Here is a 21,040-nt window from a genome sequence, read left to right as displayed (position 1 = left end):
CTAACTTTGTGCAAGGTTCCGAGGCTTAGGTTCGCAAAAAAATGGGGCAAGCGCCAACTTGCCCCGAAATTATCAATATCAAATCGATACACAACATCATAATGAAATACGATCGCATTTTGTTCGCTGGGGCTACCTTTGCCATTGCTAGCATTGCTATTCCCGAATTTTTAAGCTCCGAGATTGGTTATGCCTCAGCCGAAAATCTAATTCAGGCTAGTAATCAAATAGACTCTGAATCTGTGGAGAAAGTTCAAACTGTTGAGAATTTGCAACAAGTCTCAACCAAAGCATCAGGATTACTTGCCCAAAATGCTACTAACTCGGTGAAAGTGACGGGTATAAAGGTAAGCCCCACGACTAATGGCATCGAAGTAATTCTCGAAACAGCCATTGGCAGCATCACACCACCCGCACCACAAACTTCAGGGAAATTAGTTTATTTTGATATTCCCAATGCCACGTTATCGCTGCCAGATGGCGATCGCTTTCTAGTTGAGAATCCAGCGAAAGGTATTGCCAATGTTTCTGTGAGTCAGGCAAATGCTAGTTATGTGCGCGTGATTGTTACAGGCGTTGATGCTGTACCTCAAGCAAGTGTAATTTCTCGTAATGCTAATCCCAATCCTGTCGCGCAAACACCTGACGATGGCGAAGAAGACATTGTAGTGACAGGTGATCGCGCTCCTAGTTATCGTGTTCCCAATGCCTCGGTCACTGGTACAAATACCCCCATTCTAGAAACACCATTTTCAGTGCAAGTGATTCCACGCGATATTATTCGCGATCAACAGATTACTCAAGTCAAAGATGCCCTTAATAATGTCAGTGGTGTTACCTTTGGCGGTGATGTCCAAGGCAGAAGTGGTAATACCTTCAGTATTCGTGGATTTACAGGCTCTCCAGTGATCCTAGACGGATTTAGAAGATTTGGCTCCTCTGGAGAAGCAGGTACTCAGCCAAATTTTGAAGTCGCTAATCTGGAACGCATCGAAGTTCTCAAGGGACCTGCTTCGATTTTGTATGGTGCGATCGAGCCAGGTGGACTGATAAATTTAGTGTCCAAGAAACCTTTAGCAACACCATTTTATGAAGTAGAACTACAAGCAGGTAGTAGAAACTTCATTCGTCCTCGATTCGATTTTTCTGGTCCTTTATCTGATGATGGCAAGGTGCTTTATCGAGTTAATGGGTTGTTCCAAAATCAGAATGTTTTCCAGAACTATACACAACCCGACCAGAAGTACTACATTGCCCCCACGATCGCTTGGAAAATCAACGACCAGACCGATCTAAATATTGCCTTTGAATATGCAAATAGCACCCGTCCTGCCACCTTTGGCATTCCTGCTGTTGGTAAAGGAGTTGCTGATATACCACGCGATCGCATCATTACTGAACCCAGCGACACGGTTACAAATACAACTGTAAATCTTGGCTATACCCTCGAACATCGCTTCGATCCCAATTGGAAACTGCGGAATGCTTTTCGCTATACATCCTATAACTATGACTTTGGCGTAGTAGCTTTGCCATTGGCTTTCATTGAAGCAACTGGGAATGTATTTCGTGTCCTTGCTTCTCAAGAATCCCAAAACAAAGATTACACTTTTCAAACCAATGTAACTGGTGAATTTGCTACGGGTGATGTCAAACATACGCTGCTTGCAGGTATAGACTATGTTTACAGAGACAGCCGCATTATATCAGCCGTAGACTTTACCCCTAGATTTCTTAATCTATTTAACCCTACCTACGGATTGGTAAAACCCAGTGAAAATACTTTGCCGAATTTTGGCGGCAGTACCACAACGGGTAATAGTTGGGGCTTCTATCTGCAAGATCAAATTTCCATCCTCAAGAATTTGAAACTACTGGCAGGTATCCGTTATGACGTACTCTCGCAAAGGACTGTAAATATTCCAGGATCATCAACAGATTCAGGTGAAAGTACGCTAAATGCCAGTGCTTTTACGCCTCGAATTGGATTATTGTATCAATTGACTGATACGCTCTCTCTCTATGGTAGTTACTCTCAATCGTTCACACCAAATACAGCAACCACAGCGTCAGGACAAGCATTAGAACCACAACGCGGTTGGGGCTACGAATTTGGCATTAAATCAGAGTTTTTAGATGGCAAGCTTTTTGCTACTCTTGCCTACTTTGATATTACCAAACAAAATATCGCTGTTACCGATCCTAACTTCCCTCTCTTTTCGATCGCTTCTGGTGAACAACGCAGTCGTGGTATCGAGTTTGATGTTTCAGGAGAGATTCTGCCTGGATGGAAGATCATTGCTTCCTATGCCAATATTAACGGCGAAGTCACGGCTGATAGCGATCCCACAATCATTGGCAATAAGTTGTTTGGACTACCTCAAAATAGTGCCAGTCTCTGGACTACATACGAAATCCAGCAAGGTGATTTGCAAGGACTTGGGTTTGGACTGGGCTTTAAATATGTTGGCGATCGCCAAGGTGATCTATCGAATAGCTTTGCTCTCGGTAGCTACTTCACCACCGATGCGGCAATTTTCTATAAGCGCGACAAATGGCGTTTTGCTCTTAATTTCAAAAACATTGGTGATGTCAAATATATCGAAAGTGCTTTTGGAACGAGGGGAGCCAGCAATAACTTTGGCGATCCATTCACCGTAGTTGGTTCTGTTTCTTTGCAGTTTTAAGCATTAATCCCATAGATTTCAATAAACCTTGGCAATAGGCGTATCCAAGGTTTGTTGAAATTCCTGCAACAACGATTCTAAAAACAGCAGATCGTTCGTCAAATCTGAAATCTCATCATCAGAGATCGCTTCGGTATCTAATTGGTTTTGATACGCAGCAATCCTAAATTCTAAAGCTTCCACCATAAATCGTATTGTCTTTGGAGATAAATTTATCATGATGTTTCTCAACTTACTTTATAAAACTGCTCACCAACCAATCTTAAAGCCTCTTGATAATCATCTAACGGCATGGAATAGATTGGCTCCCACAACCAGTGATTACCATAATCATTCACAACTCGAAGCTCATTTGGGATCTCAGAACCTTGATCGAGTTTCCACCAGTTTTTACCACTTCCACGCACAGAGAAAGTTGATATGCCACCTGAATTTGCTGCCACCCAAGTCTTACCTCTATCCTCATACATTTCAATATCTTTAACTCGGATATTCTCTAACCTAGCGGTAACAGCATTTCCCATACGGTATAAATCAACTGGCGTTTTCCTCACAGCATTTTTCCTAGCTCAAAATCAACTGCTCACTACTCTGAACATACCAAATAAAAACATGAGTATCAATAAAAATTCTTATTCCATATATTCCTTGAATTCTTCTAAAGGCTCATCAAAGTCATCCGACATCCAGATTAATCCTTTAGCACTACCAGGCTTACGGTTTGGTTTTACTGATTGTATTGGTGTGAGCCTGATGGCAGGGCGATCGCCGTTGAGCAAAATTACTTCTTCACCATTGATCGCCGCTTGAACCAAATCGCTAAGGTTAGCAGAAGCTTCGACTAAAGAAACTTGCATGGTTTTAACTCCAAACAATTAACACTATCTACATTATCATGAAAAATTATTCAATCACTTTCATCGCAGTTAGTATAGCGATCGCACCTCTAGCCCTTCAAGCCGAGCCACAGATCGTTTCTCCTAATACCCACAAAGTTCCGTTTTTAGGACTTGATGGTACATTTCTCATCAATCAAGATCATCAAGCATCTATAAACGATCCGCGCAATCCCAAGCGTTTAGTTGTCAACAAAATGGAGAAATTTAGTTTCTATGCTGATAACGAAGGAACTCAAGCGATCGCTAAAGACTGCACTTACATCTATATGGGTGCTGCCAAAGATCCTAAGTTTTATGACCTATTCAAATCAGCAATTTGGGATCAATTTGAACTTGCAAAAGATGAGAAAGCCGATCCCGCTTGCGATCGCTTCAAATACATCACTGTTGTCGTCCCCCATGGCGACCCTGCTCATATGCACTTCCGTTATGGCGACACCAAATCTGACCTCACCACACTATTGAACATGAGCAAAGATGAGGATGACAAAAAGTCTTTCTCTCCTTGGTTTGCGACCTACTGCAACAATGGTAGAAATCGTTGTGGTGAGGGATGATGAAAATTCGTAATTTAGTGCGATCGCTACATGGATCCATTGGTCTGTTGATGGGACTATTATTCCTCATTGTCAGTTTGACTGGTGCTGGCATTGTTTTTCATGAAGAGCTAGATCATGCCATTAACCAGTCATGGCATAAAGTTGATGTCCAAACAGCGATGGTTCCCTTAGACGACATTATTTCCCCCGCGCAAAAAGCTCATCCCGAATTACCCGTTCAATCTGTAAGCTTCCCTAAACAATCTGATGGAACCTTTACTGTCACCATGACCGACAAGAATGGACATCGACTCGAAACCTTTGTCAATCCTTATACAGGAGCGATTTTAGGAGAAAGAGTTTGGGAATATTCCCTAACAGGATTCCTGTATACGCTGCATCATGAGCTTTTTTTAGGTAATATCGGCATGATCATTTTGATTGTCGTGGGAATTGCCCTACTTCTCATGTCAATCACAGGCGTAATTCTTTGGACTGGTTGGCGGAAATTGCGATCGGGTTTCAAGATTCGTTGGGATGCACCTTTATCAATCCTCAGCTTCGATCTTCATCAAGTATCAGGAATAATTTCTCAATTGTTTCTAGCAATTCTTGCCATTACAGGAGTGATTATTGTGGGGCTGCATCTTTTCCCATCTTTGATTTTAGGTGCTAAGGAAATGCAACCGCAACCTATCGTTAGCAGTAATCAGCCTCCCATTCCCCTACATCAATTATTACAAAAAGCAGAAGCAACATTCCCTGATGGAAAAATCACAACTGTAGCCTTTAATCCTCAACAGCCTCACAAGTTTATAGTTACTAAACACTTTCCTGAACAAGACACAGGGCGCTTTGATCTAAGTACAATAGAGCTAGATCGCTATAGCGGTGAAGTCTTAGTAGCGAATAAAGTTCTTAAACCTAATGCTCTTTTTCGCGTCCTCATCATAATTGCAAATTTACATTTCGGCACGATCTCTGGGCTACCTTCTCGCATTCTCTATGTATTTGTAGGCATTGTGCCTCTATTGCTATTTGTGACAGGTGCGAAAATGCTGGCAGCGCGAAAATGGAATAAAGCCGCTAAGAAAGAATCGCAAGATTTGATGGCAGGACAAACCCCACAAGAAAACAAGTAGGTGGACTATTTGCGATCGCCTTTCTATTCGGCTAGTTGATTCGGGTCAAGCCCATGCGATCGCAATAATGTTTCTAGCTGTTCTACTCTATGCCTAGCTTGATCTTTAGCCAGACGCTCCTGTTCTTTAGCCAGACGCTCCTGCTCTTCGGCACTAAGATAGCGATCACCCTGTTCATCAAACCAACTTAAAACTTCACGTCTTAGCCGATCCGATGGCAATACACAGCGTCCAATTCCTAAACCGATTTCTGGCATCCAAAGTGGTTCTCTGAACTGTAACTGATAATCTCCCTCTACTAACTTATAGACTTCTAAAGGTGGATGTCCATCGCGCCGCCAGAATTTAGGATTGTATATCGCATAGTACTTCACTCCTAGCTGGCGATTTATAGCAAGCTTTTCATCGTACTCTCCACCAGGTGTTTGCGATACCACCTCTAGCGCAAATATGGGTGCGATATTCTGTTCTTCCCAAACTACATAGCTCTTGCGCGATCCTCCACCTTTGCGTCGCTCCACTCCCAAACTCAAAAAACCATCTGGTACTACGGGTACTTTGGGATTTAATCCTGTAGTGTGATAGACACCCATATCCACGGCAAAAAACCAATCATCGCGATTTCCCCAGATATATTCCAGCAAAAACAGCAGAACGTTTGGCACAAAATTCTGATCTTCATTATCCACAGGTGTATCATCCGAACCGATTAATTCATCGCTGGTGGGCAGATGTTTAATATCTATTTCTAGCATCAGCTAACCCCAAAAGTGTCTTATCTATTTGAGAAATATTATAAGCGATCGCTATTTATCTAGAAATATCTAAGCTAATCAATAACCTAGTCATAGATTTAATTCCACCAACTTACTTAATCGAGATCGCAAAAAACTATCTAAAAGAGACAATGTGAAAATTATTGTAAATAACTTAATTTGTTAAGCTATGTATACTAAATACTTTACTTAACATTGCCAAGACTTTCACTATGCTGCAAAAAGCTTCCCGTTATACGACGACTTGGGTGGATACGGTGAATAAGGTCAAGGCTGAGGCATGGAATATTCTTGCAAAACCTTTGGCAACGCCTTTTTTTGAATGGGAATGGCTATCAAATCTGGAGACTTCGGGCTGTGCGATCGCTCAGCAGGGATGGCTACCTAGTCATTTATTGGTATGGCAAGGAGATGTATTAGTAGCGGCTGCGCCCTTATATTTGAAGGGGCATAGCCAAGGCGAATTTGTGTTTGACCATCAATGGGCGGATTTGTCCTATCGGTTGGGCATTGAGTATTATCCGAAGCTATTGGGGATGGCTCCGTTTACGCCTGCGGTGGGCTATCGCTTTTTGGTGCATCCTGAACTTAGCGATCGCCCCGATGAATTATCAAAAATCTATGACTTGATGTTGGCGGAGATCGATCGCCTCTGCGACAAACACCAAATGTCTGGCTGCAACTTTTTATATGTCGATCCTAGTTGGAAGCATGAGCTAGAGTTACGGGGCTTCACGACTTGGATGCATCATAGCTATGTTTGGGAAAATCAAGAATTTACGGATTTTGATGATTATTTAAAAAATTTCAACGCCAATCAGCGCCGCAATATTAAGCGTGAGCGTAAATCGGTGGAAAGTACGGGAATTAACATGCGGGTTTATACGGGTGAGGAGATTCCGCATTATTTTTATGGCTATATGTATGAGCTATATAACGATCATTGCAATAAGTTTTGGGGTGGTAGTAAGTATTTAAACCGCAAGTTTTTTGAGAATCTCGCCCATAGTTTTCGTGATCGCCTTGTATTTGTAGCGGGTGAGATCGAGGCTCATCCGCAACCATTGGGAATGTCATTTTGTATCCGCAAGGAAGATCAATTATTTGGACGTTATTGGGGAGCATTACAAGAAATTGATTGTTTGCATTTCAATGCTTGCTATTACAAGCCGATCGAATGGGCGATCGCACAGGGCATTAAACGCTTTGATCCAGGGGCAGGGGGACAGCATAAGAAGCGGCGTGGGTTTCCTGCGACTCCAAATTACAGTTTGCATCGTTTTTATCGCGATCGGCTTAAGCATATTTTAATTCCCCATATTAATGAAGTAAATGCTTACGAGGCACAGCAAATTCAAGCGATTAATAATGAATTGCCTTTTGATTTTGCTGAACCAAATTTAAAGCTTTAGGCTGTTTTTAATAATCTTGTTAACATCGTGATTTGTATCCATATAAACCTATCGCAATATCTATGAGTAGACGACCAGCTTTATCAATAATTTCTTGCGGCAAATTTTCAACAAAAACAAAGATAGTCCCATCTTCGTCAAGTATAGCCTATTGAGTGAAAGAGTAGTACAAGATAAAATAGGATAGATGATAAAAAAAGAGGGTAAAAATGCCACCTTACTCACTAGATCTCAGACAAAAGATCGTAGCAACCTATGAAGCAGGAAATACATCCATTAGGAAAGTAGCTAAACAATTTCAAGTGGCTACGAAAACAGTGCAAACACTGCTGAATCAATACCGAGAGACAGGAGAGCTAAACCACAAACCATTAGGGAGTCAAATCGAAAGTCCCCTCGAAGCCCATCGGGAGAAAATCCTCGAAATTGTTTCAGAACATCCAGATTGGACACTATGGCAGTACTGTGAGGAAGTAGCTGAACAAACAGGAGTATCAGTGACCACGGGCAGTATGTGCCGATTTTTCCAGAGGCATAACAGCACGTAAAAAAAAAGACATATCGCAGTGAAAAGGTAAAAAGTGACGCAGTACAGCAGCAAAGATGTGAATTTTGGGAAGCATTGCAGGATGTGAAAGCTGAAGATCTTATTTGTATTGATGAAACGGGAGTATGGCAAGGGATGGAACGCTCTGTGGCAAGAAGTGAGCGTGGCAAAAGAGTATTCAGCCATCGCCCCTTTTACAAAGGTCAGAAATACACAGTCATTGGGGCTATTTCGGTCGATGGTATTGTCTGGCTGAAAACGATTCAGGGTTCAATGAAAGGAGAAGATTTTCTCACCTTTATCAAAGATGACCTAGTACCTAAATTACGTCCTGAGAATAGAGTAATCATGGATAACCTTAACTGCCATAAAGTTGAGGGTGTAGCACAAGCAATTACAGATACAGGAGCTAAGATTTTGTATTTACCCACCTATTCTCCTGATTTTAATCCAATTGAGATGATGTGGTCGGTTCTCAAATATTTTATTAGATTGCTCAGACCTCAGTCTCAAAAACTACTCCAGCATTTAATCAACATTTTCCCTTTTTTGTTAGAAAAGGATTTCTTCAAAAATTGGTTTACTAAGTATTGTTACTGTGCTACTTAATCGCTCAATGGGCTGTATAATACCTTATCTATCAATACGATCGCCTATCTTAGATAACTCATCAGATGGCTCCCGCAAAATCACCATTTTTGTACCCGATCGCCTGCCAAGCCAAAAAGCCAAAGCAACAATCGCACCACCACCAATCGCCCCTAAAGCGATCGCAATTACCAGCCAACCTTGACTAGTATTAGAAACATCCTTCTCAGTTCTGTAATTGTCGTCATTGGGATTGCTTTTATTTTCTTGAGCATCGCCACGCAAAGACTGAGCATAAATTTGGTTCGCTCTTTGCGTAACTACTAGATCCCCTTCAAACAAGCCATCTTGGATTTCCACTAAATCACCAGAAGTCCTCCCAAGCTTAACTTCGACAGGCTGATACTTAGTTCCGTTCTGCACAAACACTAATTGCTTACCGTTACTTTCCACTACAGATGCAATGGGAACTGCGATTACTGGTTGCGAAGCGCGATCGCTAATAATCTCTATATCTGCAAACATCCCTACCTTCAATTTGCCCTGAGCATTATTGATTTCCACCTTCACAGGTACAACGCGAGTCGTACTATCCACAGTTGCCCCGATCGCTGTAACCTTACCCGCAAAACTGGTATTATCTCCCGCCACTTTCACCTGTACAGCTTGACCAATCCGTATTTGACTCAAATCTTTCTCATAGATATTTGCCGAAGCCATTACTTGCCGATCATTCACAATCGTCATAATTGGCTTACCTGACTCCTCCACCGACTCGCCCAAAGTTGCCTCGCGATCGCTAACTATGCCAGCGATCGGGCTAACCACCGTCACCGTGCCATCAGGATTAGCGATCGCCCCTAACTGATTGCGCCGCGCTTCGTAGGCAGCACCACTCAGAGAAATCCGCGATCGCGCTACCTGCACATCCGCCGCCGCCCGACTCATTTGCGCCTCTGCTTCTAGCAAAGGTAAACGGCTGGAAGCTTTAGCTAAAGCTGACTTTGCGGCAACATATTTAGATTCCGATTCCTGAACCTGTCGCTTGGTAATTGCGCCTTGAGTAAATAATTCGCGATCGCGATCGTAACGTTCTTTATCTAAATTCAGTTCTGTTTGAGCTTGCTGAATATCAGCTTCGACTAAAGATTTTTGCCGCGCAAGATTTTGTTCGGCTAGTTGCAGATTCGCGATCGCGGACATCGCATTTCCATCAGCTTCTGATTGTTTTGCGATCGCATCCACCTGTAATCCCGCTAAATCAGGACTAGATAGCACCGCCACAGGTTGTCCTGCTTCTACTTTTTGATTAGGTTCCACTAATAAAGCTAAAATCGTTCCCTTAACCGGAGTTGTTACCTTTGCCTTTTGACTGGGCAAAGTCTCAATTTGTCCAGTTGTCTTAATTGCCAACTTGAGAACCTGACGTTTGACTGGTTCCGCTTTAACACCTAAGCGTTTAGCCACTTCCTGATCCACAGAAATCCCTGAGGTTTGAGTTGTACTACTCTCTTTAAACTCATTACCATGTCCTGCGTGGGCAAGAACTAAAGCAGGATTGGCAACTAAAGAAATGCATAGGGGTAAACACATCACTCCTGAAACAGAAAATCTCAACATGGGCAATGTTTTTTATAGATTTTAGTGGACTTAACGAATTGTTTCAGAGAATTGTGAAATGAGAATGAAATAGCAAGATTAATCAATTGGGCATATATTGGTAAGTAACTCATCATAATTAACCTTAAAACCTAGAAGTGTGAGTCGCCCGCTACACGGGCGACTCACACTCTGGTTTTGGGTTTTAATTATGATGAGTTACTTAGTATGAATGTGAAACTTGTACTAACCGAAATCCGAGTGAGGGATTAGCGACTGATTTTGCAACTCTATAAATTGGGAGAAAAGAGAAAATAATGGAAAAGATGACAATGAAGCTGCGAGGAATGCACTGTGCCTCTTGCGCCAGTAGCATCGAAACCACAACCCGATCGCTAGTAGGTGTGGCTAGTAGTAATGTCAACTTTGCGATCGCGCAAATAGCAATTGAGTACAATCCCCAAAAAATTAGTCCAGAGGCAATTCAAAAGGCGATCGCTAATCTTGGTTATGAAGCATTTGTGCCAGATTTATCGGCAAATGGCGAGGATGCAGATAAAAAAGCACGGTTAACTGAATTACAAGACTTAACTCGCAAAGTCGGATCAGGTGGTGTGATTGGCACAATCTTAGTGATCGGTTCGCTACCGATGATGACAGGGTTGAATCTTCCCTTTATTCCTGATTGGCTGCATAACTCTTTGTTCCAGCTTTATCTAGCATTACCTGTACAGATATGGTGCGGAAGTTCTTTTTATATCGGTGCTTGGAAAGCATTTAAGAACCACACCGCCACGATGGATACATTGATTGCATTAGGCACAATGGCAGCGTTCTGCTATTCCCTCACCGTCACCTTAAACCCTAGCTTCTTCATTGCTCAAGGTTTACAGCCTGAGGTTTACTACGAGGTTTCAGTGGTAGTAATTACGCTGATTCTACTGGGTAAACTGTTTGAAAATCGCGCCAAGGGAGAAACATCCGATGCAATTCGTAAGTTAATGGGATTGCAACCAAAAACGGCGCGAGTCCTCCGTGATGGTCACGAATTTGATATTCCCATTGAAGATGTGCTGATTGGTGATGTCGTGCTTGTGCGCCCAGGCGAGAAAATCCCTGTCGATGGTGAAGCGATCGCAGGCAATTCCACTGTCGATGAATCAATGATTACAGGCGAAAGTATTCCCATTGAGAAGAAGAGTGGCGATCGCGTGATTGGTGCGACCATGAATAGAACTGGGAGCTTACAGGTTAGAGCTAGTCATGTGGGCAAAGATACAGTACTAGCGCAAATTGTCCAACTTTTGCAGCAGGCGCAAGGCTCGAAAGCACCGATTCAGAGATTGGCAGATCAAGTGACAGGTTGGTTTGTACCTGTGGTTATTTCCATTTCGATCGCTACATTTTTGATCTGGTTCAGCGTCATGGGCAACTTGACACTGGCGACTATTTCTGCGGTTGGGGTGCTGATTATTGCCTGTCCTTGTGCGTTGGGCTTGGCGGCTCCTACTTCGATTATGGTGGGAGTATGATTTCATCTCCATTTCATTTTTTAGTTCTAAACTTTAGTCAATAACTAAAAAATTTAAATCCTATGAATTTTCCTAAATTAAATATTCTTTCTCACAGCTTCGGTTTAGTGGCGATCGCCTCGATCTCAACATTAGCCTTAGCTTCTTGTACAACAACCAATTCAGAAACATCAGCTTCCAATAGTCCGATCGCGGTGACACCTAGCGCTACACCTGCGGCGAAGACAACAATGCATAGCACCACTAATATGCACATGGCAATGGATTTAGGAGCAGCCGATGCGAACTTTGACCTGCGCTTTATTGATGCGATGATTCCCCATCATCAAGGAGCCTTAGATATGGCAAAAGATGCTAAGGGAAAATCTCAACGTCCTGAGATGCAAAAGCTGGCTGATGAAATTATTAAGGCGCAAACTAAAGAGATTTCCGATTTGCAAGCTTGGCGCAAACAATGGTATCCCTCTGCTAGTAATATGCCGATGGCGCATAATGCTCAAATGGGACATATGATGGAAATGACTCCCGACCAAATGAAAGGGATGATGATGAGCCAAGATTTAGGGGCAAAGGATGCCGAATTCGATCTCAGGTTTATCAATGCCATGATTCCGCATCATGAAGGGGCTGTGTTAATGGCGCAAGATGCTTCAACTAAGTCTACCCATCCAGAAATCAAGAAACTTTCCCAAGATATTATTTCTTCACAAAAAGCAGAGATCAAACAAATGCAGGAATGGAGAAAGGCTTGGTATAAAAAATAGGTGATTATCAAGCTAGCTGTTGCTCCTAATAATTCCCAAATTCTTTATGCTGTTAACGAAAAGAATCAAGTTTTTCAATCTCAAGATGCTGGCAAAACTTGGAAAACACTGAACTAAAAAGGAGTAAAGTTACACTGGATTTACCCAGAATGCGCTGTACTCAACATATAACGTTTAGCCATATATAGAACTAGCGGTGGCAAGATTATCCATTGCAATAGTGGCAGCCAGCTAATGTCAATAACTGGCACGAGGAATACTGAAACGCCGTAAAGTTTGGCAATGTGGATGCGATAAATTTCTGAAATGAGGGTGTATATCCAACCTAGAGCCGTAAATAGTAATGTTGATTTCCAAGTATTTCTGAGCATCCATTTGCGCGATCGATATAACCCAGCTACTATCCATCCACTAATCACAGTAATTACTCCATCTCCTACAGTGCAGTGGGTAATGTAGTTCACCTTGTCTGATAAAGAAGGCATCGCGTAGAAGTCAAAGTAGGGTGATTCCCAAACTTCATAAACGAAGTGCAGTAAAAAGGCGCATAAAAACAAGTTCGTTTCTGGTGCAGCCAAAATTTGAGCTATCCATTGGTTTATCAGCTTTTTCATCACAATGCTATTTTATCTACAGAACTTTTGCTCAACATTACAGAAAGATTAAAAGTAACTCTCTATTGTACTAAAGAGTAGATTAAATATTGGGTGACGATCATTTTGTTTTGTAATGTAATCAATCGATTCAGTTAACTCAATCTGCAAATCAATCACAGGGCTGAAATAATAAAATGGAATCAGCCTAATGTCATTCCTTAACTGAAAATAGAATTATGAAAAACAAGTTTTTGATCTACAGCCTAGCAGGGCTTCTTAGTAGTGTTGCTGTGACTAGGCTTGCCGATAGCATACAGGCTCAATCGTCGACTGCATCAGAAAGTTCTCAACAATCCAGATCAATTCAAGTCGATCAGCATTTTATCGAAATGATGATTCCTCATCACCAAGATGCGATAGCTATGGCTGACCTTGCTTTAATTCTTTCTCAACGCCCAGAAGTTAAGAAAATCGCTGAAGCGATTAAAAAAGATCAAACTCGTGAAATTCAAGAAATGCGTACTTGGTATAAACAATGGTACGGCAAAGAAGTTCCTTTAACCTCAATGACTGACATGAAGATGATGGGAAACCCTCCTAAGCAAGGTTCTGGCTCTCCCATGATGAATATGGATAAAAACATGATGAGCATGATGCATAACATGATGAGCGAAGGCTCTCCTATGATGAACATGGGAAAAGACAGTATGAGTATGGGGTATAACATGATCGCCATGGGACATCGCATGATGAGCATGGGACAGAACATGATGAATATGGGGCATAGCATGATGAGTATGGATATGGATGCGCTCAAGACAGCTTCGGATTTTGACAAGGAATTTGTGCGCCAAATGGTTCCGCATCATCAAATGGCGGTGATGATGGCTCAGATGGCATCTACTCGTTCTACTCGTCCAGAAATCCGTACTTTGGCTCAGTCAATTATCAAATCTCAGAATACTGAAATCATGCAAATGAAAGGATGGCAACAAGCTTGGAATCAATAATCTAGCTTGTTTAGTAGAGTGGACGATTCCTGCGGCGTACCGCCGTTAGTTTGGGTAACAGCTTAATAATTCCCATAAGCAGACTTCTTGAAGTCTGCTTATGGCGATCGGTATAAAAAATAAGGTTTAATATTATGAAACTCCAATTAAATGTTCCTGACATGACCTGTGGCGGCTGTGTGAATGCCATTACTAATGCGGTTAAAACAGTCGATGCGAACGCTTCTATTCATGGCGATCCAAAAACCAAGATTGTATTAGTGGAAACTGAATCCCCTGAAGTTGCTATTAAGAATGCAATTACGGCGGCTGGCTATCAAGTAAACTAATTTAGAGGATGAATTCCATGAATCTTAAAGAACCAAACAATCAAGAAAGTAGCGAATCGAAAGATTCTAATAAGTCTGGCATGAAAATGATGATGGTGATGATGATCGCCTGTTGCGCTATTCCGATCTCTATCATCTTTTTTAAAGGAGGAGGTTTAGGCTGGTGGCTAGGAAGCTCTAACCAACAACCATCTAACCCGCAACCAACAATCCAGCCACCCAATTTCCAAAAACCCCTGAATTAGTAATGTTATGCTAGATTTCGCTCAAAATTGCTAAGTCGATAAAACAAAACATTGATTTAAAAAGGATTCAAAATGAGTAAAGTTACACTTAACTTACGCGGAATGCACTGCGCTTCTTGTGCTAGTAGTATTCAGTCTGCAACGCGCTCTATATCTGGTGTTGCTAATAGTAATGTTAATTTTGCCACAGAAGAGGTGATGGTTGAATTTGACGAGAAAAAAACCTCTGCTGCTGCCATTCAAAAAGTAATTAAGGATATTGGATATGAAGCGATTCTACCAGAGCAAGTAGATGGCGATCGCGAAAAGAAATCTCGCTTAGCTGAAACTGAAGACTTAACCCGCAAAGTCTGGAGCGGGGGAGCGATCGGCATAATATTAGTAATCGGTTCGCTGCCAATGATGACAGGATTACAGATCCCGATTATTCCTGAATGGCTACACAATCGTTGGTTTCAGCTGGCGCTTGCGCTTCCCGTCCAATTATGGTGCGGAAGTTCGTTTTATATTGGTGCTTGGAAAGCATTCAAGAATCACACTGCCACGATGGATACGTTAATCGCATTGGGAACTCTGGCGGCTTTCTCATACTCGATCACTGTCACCTTAAACCCGACTTTCTTTATATCTCAAGGTTTACAGCCTGAAGTGTATTATGAAGTATCAGTAATCGTGATTACGCTAATTCTATTAGGAAAGTTATTTGAAAATAGAGCTAAAGGAGAAACATCGGATGCAATCCGTAAGTTAATCGGATTGCAAGCGAAGACAGCGCGAGTCTTGCGCGATGGCAAAGAATCAGATATTCTTATTGAAGATGTGCAAATCAACGATATTGTGCTGGTGCGCCCAGGAGAGAAAATCCCTGTCGATGGTGAAGCGATCGCTGGTAACTCCACAGTTGATGAGTCAATGGTTACAGGCGAAAGTATTCCTGTTGAAAAGAAAGTTGGCGATCGCGTGATTGGCGCGACTATGAATAAAACTGGTAGTCTGCAAATCAGAGCTAGTCACATCGGTAAAGATTCTGTTCTCTCACAAATTGTCCAGCTTGTAAAAGATGCACAGGGTTCTAAAGCGCCAATTCAAAGACTTGCTGATCAAGTGACAGGTTGGTTTGTGCCAGTCGTAATTTCTATTGCGATCGCTACATTTATTATCTGGTTTGAAGTAATGGGCAACATTACCCTAGCGACAATTTCGGCTGTGGGCGTGTTGATTATTGCCTGTCCTTGCGCTTTGGGTTTGGCGGCTCCGACTTCGATTATGGTCGGAACTGGCAAAGGTGCAGAAAATGGAATTTTAATTAAAGATGCAGGTAGTTTGGAACTTGCTCATAAAATTCAAACTATTGTTTTAGATAAAACGGGAACTTTGACCGAAGGGAAGCCAGTTGTTACGGATGTCTTTGCTCTCAACAAGAATGATGATGAATTATTGAAATTAGTAGCAGCGATCGAGCGTAATTCTGAACATCCTTTAGCAGAAGCAGTTGTAAACCATGCTAAGCAAAAGGATGTTACTATTCCTGAAGTGACAGATTTTATGGCAATCGCAGGTAGTGGTGTGCAAGGAAAAGTAGATAGTTCTCTAGTCCAAGTCGGAACTAGACGATGGATGGAGGAGTTAAAGATTAATACTAGTGAGCTTCATCAATACCAAGACTCATGGGAAATAGGCGGCAAAACGGTTGTCTTAATTGCAGTTGATAATACTGCTATCGGCTTAATTGGTATTGCTGACAAGCTTAAACCTTCATCTCAAACAGCAGTCGCAGCTTTACAAAGAATGAAAATCGAAGTAGTAATGCTGACTGGAGACAATCAATCAACTGCTGAGGCGATCGCTCGTGAAGTTGGCATCAAGCGCGTATTTGCTGGAGTTCGTCCCGATCAAAAAGTAGCAAAAATCAGAGAATTGCAAGCTGAAAGTAAAGTTGTGGCGATGGTCGGTGATGGCATTAATGACGCACCTGCCTTAGCTCAAGCTGATGTTGGGTTAGCGATCGGTACGGGAACAGATGTGGCGATCGCGGCTAGCGATATCACTCTAATCTCAGGCGATCTGCAAGGAATTGTTACCGCGATTCAACTTAGTCGAGCTACGATCAGTAATATTCAACAAAATCTGTTCTTTGCTTTTATTTACAATGTGGCAGGGATTCCGATCGCCGCAGGGATTCTTTACCCGTTATTTGGCTGGTTGCTCAATCCGATTATTGCGGGTGGTGCGATGGCTCTTAGCTCTCTCTCTGTCGTCACCAACGCTTTAAGACTGAGAAACTTTCGTCCTTCGTCAACTAAATAACTTGAGCAGGCAAGGGGCTTAAGCCCCTTGTTAAAGCTACTGAAAATCTTCCAAGATGCTTAAGAGGAACAACTATGAAAAAACATCAAGCGATCGCTATTCTAGTCAGCATTGGTTTATCTTTTGGCATAGTTTCTACTATGTCGGCAGAAGAGATGAGCAACCGAAATTCAACTTCTGAAAGATTTCAACCGATTGAACAGCCGATCACCCTTAAAATAGCGATCGCTGTAGGTGGTTTATCACTAATGGTTACGCAATTATGGTGGTTCCTTTTGAGTAAACCCAAATCGCAACAAGCAGAAATTAGTGATGGCATTCAGGAAGTCACAATCACAGTCGATGGTGGCTATGTACCTTCTTTGGTAACAGTTAAACGCGGTCAGCCCGTTCGATTGCAGTTCGATCGCCGAGATCCAAGTAGTTGTCTAGAGAAAGTTCTCTTCCCTGACTTCCATGTTGCTCAAGACCTAGTTCTCAATCAAACTACACCTGTAGAATTTACGCCGCAAACTGTGGGAATGTTTCAGTTTAGCTGTGGCATGGGGATGTTTCACGGCGCGATCTCTGTGGAAGAGTAAAAAGTGATGAATAAATCGAGCAATCGTTTATTCATCAATAGGCTTAGCAACTTCAAACTTAGTACGTGGTAAAGCCGCCACGATCGCATCGAGAACTTTACTCACAGGAACGATCTCCATTCCATAGTCCTGCATCACTTGCATACTAGGGATAATGGCGCGTTTAAATCCTAACTTTGCTGCTTCCTTTAGTCGTAAATCTAGCTGCGATACAGGACGCACCTGTCCACCAAGACCTACTTCTCCAATCATCACTGTGCGTGGATCGACCGTGCGATCGCGAAAACTTGCCGCCACTGCGATCGCTACACCAAGATCCACCGCAGGTTCCGCGACACTTAATCCACCTGCTGCCGCGACATAGGCATCAAGTTTTGATAAAGGAATCCCAATTCGCTTTTCGAGAACTGCGAGAATTTGCAGAAATCGATTTGTCTCAATCCCTGTTGTCGTGCGGCGCGGCGAAGAATAACTAGTAGGACTTACCAGAGCTTGTAATTCCACCACAATCGGGCGCGTTCCTTCACAGGCGACAATTGTGGCTGTCCCAGGGACAGATTCATCGCGATTGCCAAGAAATAGCTCGGACGGATTGGAAACTTCGCGCAACCCGCGATCAATCATTTCAAATACGCCGATTTCCTGTGTTGCGCCAAATCTATTTTTGACCGATCGCAATAGTCGATGCGTAGCAAAGCGATCACCTTCAAAATATAAAACCGTATCGACCATATGTTCTAAAACTTTTGGCCCCGCGATCGAGCCTTCTTTAGTCACATGTCCAACGATAAATAGCGATATATTCTCCCGCTTAGCCACACGCATCAGCGCTGCCGTACATTCCCGCACTTGGGAAACAGAACCAGGGGCGGCATTTAAGTTTGAGAAGTAGAGCGCTTGAATACTATCGATTACGGCGACTTTGGGACGCAATGATTGCAGTTCTCTGAGAACTGTTTCTAAATCAGTTTCGGCTAATAAATAGAGATCATCAGAATTTTCTTCTAAGATTCCTAACCGTTGCGATCGTAGTTTTACTTGTTGCGCTGACTCCTCGGCACAGACATAGAGCGTAGGATAGCGACTCATCAATTTTTGCGCCATGCCTAATAACAGCGTACTTTTGCCAATCCCTGGTTCGCCGCCAATCAGCACCAAGGAACCCGCGACAATACCGCCTCCTAAGACGCGATCAAGTTCTTCGTAGCCTGAAGGCGATCGCGCTTGGTCGTTGTCGGTAATTTGTGAAAGGGTTAAGGATTCTCTTGGTTTGGCTTTGCCAGCAGATTTTGCTGTACCGAGATGCGAGAATGTGGCGATCGCATTGGTATTTGTGGAGATGACAGGTATTAGTTCCTCTTGCAAGGTTCCCCAGCTAGAGCAAGCGGGACATTTCCCATACATCTGCGGGAAGTCTTCACCGCAGTTATTACATACATATCGACTTTTTACTTTTGCCATTATTCAAAGTCTAAGGGATTAAAAGTGATTGAAGATTGGGCGCTATGACGTACATAAAGAATGTGTACAGTGGCTTCTCTAATAGTAAAAATAACTCGATATTGATTTCTTGATTTGCCGTAAAGGATTTGCCTAATTTCTTCAGTAGTAGGATGATTTTCCTTGATTAAGCGACAGCGTCTAGGCTTATCTTGTAACGTGGCGATCAAATTCATTAAACCTCTGAACCATTGATCTGCATATTCTGGATTACGCTCCTTTAGCCATAGATAAATTGACTCTATTTGTTGCTCTGAAGAACGAGTTACTCTAACTTGAAATTCCATGTTTTTTCTGCATTTCTTCGACAAATTGGTTCAAAGGTCTAGTATGCCCCTGCGCCAAGTCTTCTAATCCTTTTTTAATTCCAATGATAGTTTCTAGCTCTTCAATTGTATTGAGCAATTGTTGATAAGAGGTTGCATCTTGTACGACTAATTCTGCTTTACCATTGATGGTTAATACTATGGGATGTCCAGTATTTCTCATCTGGGTGATGAGTTCGTTGGTATTACGTTTGAAAGTGGATAGTGTTTGAATGTCTTGGCTGAGGTTAATCATAGGGCTATTGCACTAAATTTGCATTCAATTTAATGTTAGCACGAAATAATAAAATTGGTATTTGTGGAGATGGCAGGAATTAGTTCTTCTTGCAAGGTTCCCCAACTAGAGCAAGCGGGACATTTCCCATGCATCTGCGGGAAGTCTTCACCGCAGTTATTACAAACATATCGACTTTTTGCTTTTGCCATTTTTTAATATATAACCCAAGTTGCTACCTATTCGCTCAAAACATAATTTAAAATTAAAAACACTAGATTTTTATATAAAAATAGTGCTATTTAGGACTTAGCAAGGCTATTTTTAAATTGTTTTGAGGCAGTTTTTGATAGGTAGCAACTTGGGTTATATAACAGATTAAAAGATGGTAAAAGCATTCGCCTATTCACTACCCAATTGTTTCAAGTATTATTTGTTGTCAATACCTTCGCCAATTTTTTAGAACGCCCGCACAATGCAGGTTTCATGATACAGGTGTAAAGCCAAATTAAAAAGCGTGAAACCATTACAATCAGAGGAATTGAGATTTCTTTAGCCCCAATCCTCTAATTTTGGTGAAGGTATTGGTTGTAGAACATAGTAAATCTTCTGATATGATGAATTTACTTCTAATTTTCACCAGCAATTCCTTTTTTATAATCTTTCACAGAGTTAGGTAATTCAATGTCTAAGCAGATTCAGCGCAATGAAGATATTTATCTTGCGATAGAAATGTTAGGCAAATATCAAGATGAAAATCCTGTAGTTTTTGATGAAAGATCTGGCGAGACTTTAGATCCGAAGAATTTAGATAACAAAATCAAAATATACGAAAGAGAAGTCAAGGAATGGTTTTTGGATATAGCATCCAGATTAGCCGAGTACGATGAATTTAAAAATGGCTTCGTTATACTAATGATCTGTATGTCTTATTTTGAGGGTGTAGAACAATATAAAACTGGTGTAGCAAGTTCTTCGCGTAGCAAAGAGTGCTTCAAAGATTCAATCAAAAGATTATATCCTGAAAAATTTAAAGATAAAGAATTAGAAAATCTTTATTCTAAATCTAGGTGTGGCTTATTTCACAATGGGATGGTCAAAGGTGGAGTTGTTTTTAGCTATTCCTTTGACGAGCCAATAGAGTTTTTAAATGCCAGAGATATTATCAAAATAAATCCAAAACGATTGATAGATGATATAAAAGATGATTTTGACCGATATCTTAACGACCTTAAAGATGTTACAAACAGAACGAGTAGAGAGAACTTCGATAGACTTTTTAATGTTCTTGACAACTAACAGATAGTAAGATCTCTAATCGTATAGGGTACGGCAATACAATGTAACGCACATTTTTAATGCGAACTATTTGTGCGTTTTATCGCGCTAACAAATGCTATTTCTGGGGGATCGCTTAAGCCAAATTAGTTTTGTACGATCACAAACA

22 protein-coding genes and 2 pseudogenes are annotated in these 21,040 nt (G+C 41.8%); 14 read left to right on the top strand and 10 right to left on the bottom strand.

The annotated features are described in order from the left end of the window. Positions 1-101: 101 nt before the first annotated feature. Positions 102-2,687, top strand: a complete 2,586-nt coding sequence (locus APA_RS15120) for a TonB-dependent siderophore receptor (RefSeq protein WP_201323095.1) — start codon at positions 102-104, stop codon at positions 2,685-2,687. An 18-nt stretch (positions 2,688-2,705) separates the two neighbouring features. On the opposite strand, the gene APA_RS15115 is transcribed toward APA_RS15120, so the two are convergent. The 3 genes from APA_RS15115 to APA_RS15105 form a co-directional block, all read right to left on the bottom strand. After that, complete coding sequence (locus tag APA_RS15115) at positions 2,706-2,906, bottom strand: hypothetical protein (protein WP_236579599.1); 201 nt, start codon at positions 2,904-2,906, stop codon at positions 2,706-2,708. Between the two features lie 8 nt (positions 2,907-2,914). After that, positions 2,915-3,241, bottom strand: coding sequence for a hypothetical protein (locus APA_RS15110; protein WP_201323094.1), 327 nt, complete (start codon positions 3,239-3,241; stop codon positions 2,915-2,917). 78 nt (positions 3,242-3,319) lie between these two features. After that, positions 3,320-3,544, bottom strand: a complete 225-nt coding sequence (locus tag APA_RS15105) for a type II toxin-antitoxin system Phd/YefM family antitoxin (RefSeq protein ID WP_201323093.1) — start codon at positions 3,542-3,544, stop codon at positions 3,320-3,322. A gap of 38 nt (positions 3,545-3,582) precedes the next feature. Between APA_RS15105 and APA_RS15100 the strand changes: the two genes are divergently transcribed. Further along, complete coding sequence (locus APA_RS15100; protein WP_201323092.1) at positions 3,583-4,143, top strand: hypothetical protein; 561 nt, start codon at positions 3,583-3,585, stop codon at positions 4,141-4,143. Beyond that, positions 4,143-5,267, top strand: coding sequence for a PepSY domain-containing protein (locus APA_RS15095; protein WP_201323091.1), 1,125 nt, complete (start codon positions 4,143-4,145; stop codon positions 5,265-5,267). The genes APA_RS15100 and APA_RS15095 overlap by 1 nt, the downstream gene beginning before the upstream one ends. A 23-nt stretch (positions 5,268-5,290) precedes the next feature. On the opposite strand, the gene APA_RS15090 is transcribed toward APA_RS15095, so the two are convergent. Continuing rightward, positions 5,291-6,022: a Uma2 family endonuclease gene (locus APA_RS15090; protein ID WP_201323090.1), complete on the bottom strand. Its 732-nt coding sequence runs from the start codon at positions 6,020-6,022 to the stop codon at positions 5,291-5,293. A 233-nt stretch (positions 6,023-6,255) separates the two neighbouring features. Here APA_RS15090 and APA_RS15085 point away from each other — a divergent pair, with 233 nt between their 5' ends. The 3 genes and pseudogenes from APA_RS15085 to APA_RS15075 form a co-directional block, all read left to right on the top strand. Then, a complete protein-coding gene (locus APA_RS15085; protein ID WP_201323089.1) occupies positions 6,256-7,455 on the top strand; it encodes a GNAT family N-acetyltransferase in 1,200 nt (399 codons plus the stop codon). A gap of 209 nt (positions 7,456-7,664) precedes the next feature. After that, on the top strand, positions 7,665-8,003 hold the full coding sequence (locus APA_RS15080) for an IS630 transposase-related protein (RefSeq protein WP_201320605.1): 339 nt from the start codon (positions 7,665-7,667) through the stop codon (positions 8,001-8,003). A gap of 11 nt (positions 8,004-8,014) precedes the next feature. Then, positions 8,015-8,611, top strand: a pseudogene (locus tag APA_RS15075) (IS630 family transposase); the annotation flags it as partial. Positions 8,612-8,635: 24 nt separating this feature from the next. Here the strand turns inward: APA_RS15075 and APA_RS15070 are convergent. Then, positions 8,636-10,210, bottom strand: a complete 1,575-nt coding sequence (locus APA_RS15070) for an efflux RND transporter periplasmic adaptor subunit (RefSeq protein ID WP_201323088.1) — start codon at positions 10,208-10,210, stop codon at positions 8,636-8,638. Positions 10,211-10,506: 296 nt separating this feature from the next. Between APA_RS15070 and APA_RS15065 the strand changes: the two are divergent. Next, positions 10,507-11,715: pseudogene (locus APA_RS15065) on the top strand (heavy metal translocating P-type ATPase); the annotation flags it as partial. Positions 11,716-11,783: 68 nt separating this feature from the next. Continuing rightward, positions 11,784-12,485, top strand: a complete 702-nt coding sequence (locus APA_RS15060) for a DUF305 domain-containing protein (RefSeq protein WP_201323087.1) — start codon at positions 11,784-11,786, stop codon at positions 12,483-12,485. 140 nt (positions 12,486-12,625) lie between these two features. Here APA_RS15060 and APA_RS15055 read toward each other — a convergent pair whose 3' ends face one another. After that, a complete protein-coding gene (locus APA_RS15055) occupies positions 12,626-13,099 on the bottom strand; it encodes a hypothetical protein (protein ID WP_201323086.1) in 474 nt (157 codons plus the stop codon). Between the two features lie 218 nt (positions 13,100-13,317). On the opposite strand from APA_RS15055, the gene APA_RS15050 reads away from it, so the two are divergent. From APA_RS15050 to APA_RS15030, 5 genes are all read left to right on the top strand, one after another. Beyond that, complete coding sequence (locus tag APA_RS15050; RefSeq protein WP_201323085.1) at positions 13,318-14,091, top strand: DUF305 domain-containing protein; 774 nt, start codon at positions 13,318-13,320, stop codon at positions 14,089-14,091. Between the two features lie 134 nt (positions 14,092-14,225). Continuing rightward, a complete protein-coding gene (locus APA_RS15045; RefSeq protein ID WP_201323084.1) occupies positions 14,226-14,420 on the top strand; it encodes a heavy-metal-associated domain-containing protein in 195 nt (64 codons plus the stop codon). Positions 14,421-14,437: 17 nt separating this feature from the next. Continuing rightward, positions 14,438-14,665 carry a hypothetical protein gene (locus tag APA_RS15040; RefSeq protein WP_201323083.1) on the top strand — a complete coding sequence of 76 codons (228 nt, stop codon included), beginning with the start codon at positions 14,438-14,440 and terminating at the stop codon, positions 14,663-14,665. 72 nt (positions 14,666-14,737) lie between these two features. Next, a complete protein-coding gene (locus tag APA_RS15035) occupies positions 14,738-16,972 on the top strand; it encodes a heavy metal translocating P-type ATPase (protein WP_201323082.1) in 2,235 nt (744 codons plus the stop codon). A gap of 74 nt (positions 16,973-17,046) precedes the next feature. Then, entirely contained in the window at positions 17,047-17,553 is a 507-nt protein-coding gene (locus APA_RS15030; protein ID WP_201323081.1) for a cupredoxin domain-containing protein, read from the top strand. A 27-nt stretch (positions 17,554-17,580) separates the two neighbouring features. Here APA_RS15030 and radA read toward each other — a convergent pair whose 3' ends face one another. From radA to APA_RS15010, 4 genes are read right to left on the bottom strand one after another with little or no spacing between them, the layout of a single operon-like run. Beyond that, positions 17,581-19,014, bottom strand: a complete 1,434-nt coding sequence (gene radA, locus APA_RS15025) for a DNA repair protein RadA (protein WP_201323080.1) — start codon at positions 19,012-19,014, stop codon at positions 17,581-17,583. Further along, a complete protein-coding gene (locus tag APA_RS15020) occupies positions 19,014-19,340 on the bottom strand; it encodes a type II toxin-antitoxin system RelE/ParE family toxin (protein WP_201323079.1) in 327 nt (108 codons plus the stop codon). The genes radA and APA_RS15020 overlap by 1 nt, the downstream gene beginning before the upstream one ends. Continuing rightward, complete coding sequence (locus APA_RS15015; protein WP_201323078.1) at positions 19,324-19,614, bottom strand: type II toxin-antitoxin system Phd/YefM family antitoxin; 291 nt, start codon at positions 19,612-19,614, stop codon at positions 19,324-19,326. Before APA_RS15015 ends, APA_RS15020 begins: the two co-directional genes overlap by 17 nt. Positions 19,615-19,649: 35 nt before the next feature. After that, a complete protein-coding gene (locus tag APA_RS15010) occupies positions 19,650-19,805 on the bottom strand; it encodes a hypothetical protein (protein ID WP_236579598.1) in 156 nt (51 codons plus the stop codon). Between the two features lie 472 nt (positions 19,806-20,277). On the opposite strand from APA_RS15010, the gene APA_RS15005 reads away from it, so the two are divergent. Next, positions 20,278-20,892 (top strand): hypothetical protein, encoded by a 615-nt coding sequence (locus APA_RS15005; protein ID WP_201323077.1) that lies wholly within the window; start codon positions 20,278-20,280, stop codon positions 20,890-20,892. The last annotated feature ends 148 nt before the right edge of the window (positions 20,893-21,040 follow it).

Origin of the sequence: Pseudanabaena sp. lw0831 (assembly GCF_016584665.1) — a bacterium.
Lineage (GTDB): Bacteria > Cyanobacteriota > Cyanobacteriia > Pseudanabaenales > Pseudanabaenaceae > Pseudanabaena.
This window is presented reverse-complemented; position numbering and strand designations above follow the sequence as displayed.

Bases quoted from the DNA above. Each gene is read 5' to 3' on its own strand.
- APA_RS15120 (WP_201323095.1), top strand. From the start codon at position 102: ATGAAATACGATCGCATTTTGTTCGCTGGGGCTACCTTTGCCATTGCT.
- APA_RS15115 (WP_236579599.1), bottom strand. From the start codon at position 2,906: ATGATAAATTTATCTCCAAAGACAATACGATTTATGGTGGAAGCTTTA.
- APA_RS15105 (WP_201323093.1), bottom strand. From the start codon at position 3,544: ATGCAAGTTTCTTTAGTCGAAGCTTCTGCTAACCTTAGCGATTTGGTT.
- APA_RS15100 (WP_201323092.1), top strand. From the start codon at position 3,583: ATGAAAAATTATTCAATCACTTTCATCGCAGTTAGTATAGCGATCGCA.
- APA_RS15095 (WP_201323091.1), top strand. From the start codon at position 4,143: ATGAAAATTCGTAATTTAGTGCGATCGCTACATGGATCCATTGGTCTG.
- APA_RS15090 (WP_201323090.1), bottom strand. From the start codon at position 6,022: ATGCTAGAAATAGATATTAAACATCTGCCCACCAGCGATGAATTAATC.
- APA_RS15085 (WP_201323089.1), top strand. From the start codon at position 6,256: ATGCTGCAAAAAGCTTCCCGTTATACGACGACTTGGGTGGATACGGTG.
- APA_RS15080 (WP_201320605.1), top strand. From the start codon at position 7,665: ATGCCACCTTACTCACTAGATCTCAGACAAAAGATCGTAGCAACCTAT.
- APA_RS15070 (WP_201323088.1), bottom strand. From the start codon at position 10,210: ATGTTGAGATTTTCTGTTTCAGGAGTGATGTGTTTACCCCTATGCATT.
- APA_RS15060 (WP_201323087.1), top strand. From the start codon at position 11,784: ATGAATTTTCCTAAATTAAATATTCTTTCTCACAGCTTCGGTTTAGTG.
- APA_RS15055 (WP_201323086.1), bottom strand. From the start codon at position 13,099: ATGAAAAAGCTGATAAACCAATGGATAGCTCAAATTTTGGCTGCACCA.
- APA_RS15050 (WP_201323085.1), top strand. From the start codon at position 13,318: ATGAAAAACAAGTTTTTGATCTACAGCCTAGCAGGGCTTCTTAGTAGT.
- APA_RS15045 (WP_201323084.1), top strand. From the start codon at position 14,226: ATGAAACTCCAATTAAATGTTCCTGACATGACCTGTGGCGGCTGTGTG.
- APA_RS15040 (WP_201323083.1), top strand. From the start codon at position 14,438: ATGAATCTTAAAGAACCAAACAATCAAGAAAGTAGCGAATCGAAAGAT.
- APA_RS15035 (WP_201323082.1), top strand. From the start codon at position 14,738: ATGAGTAAAGTTACACTTAACTTACGCGGAATGCACTGCGCTTCTTGT.
- APA_RS15030 (WP_201323081.1), top strand. From the start codon at position 17,047: ATGAAAAAACATCAAGCGATCGCTATTCTAGTCAGCATTGGTTTATCT.
- radA (WP_201323080.1), bottom strand. From the start codon at position 19,014: ATGGCAAAAGTAAAAAGTCGATATGTATGTAATAACTGCGGTGAAGAC.
- APA_RS15020 (WP_201323079.1), bottom strand. From the start codon at position 19,340: ATGGAATTTCAAGTTAGAGTAACTCGTTCTTCAGAGCAACAAATAGAG.
- APA_RS15015 (WP_201323078.1), bottom strand. From the start codon at position 19,614: ATGATTAACCTCAGCCAAGACATTCAAACACTATCCACTTTCAAACGT.
- APA_RS15010 (WP_236579598.1), bottom strand. From the start codon at position 19,805: ATGGCAAAAGCAAAAAGTCGATATGTTTGTAATAACTGCGGTGAAGAC.
- APA_RS15005 (WP_201323077.1), top strand. From the start codon at position 20,278: ATGTCTAAGCAGATTCAGCGCAATGAAGATATTTATCTTGCGATAGAA.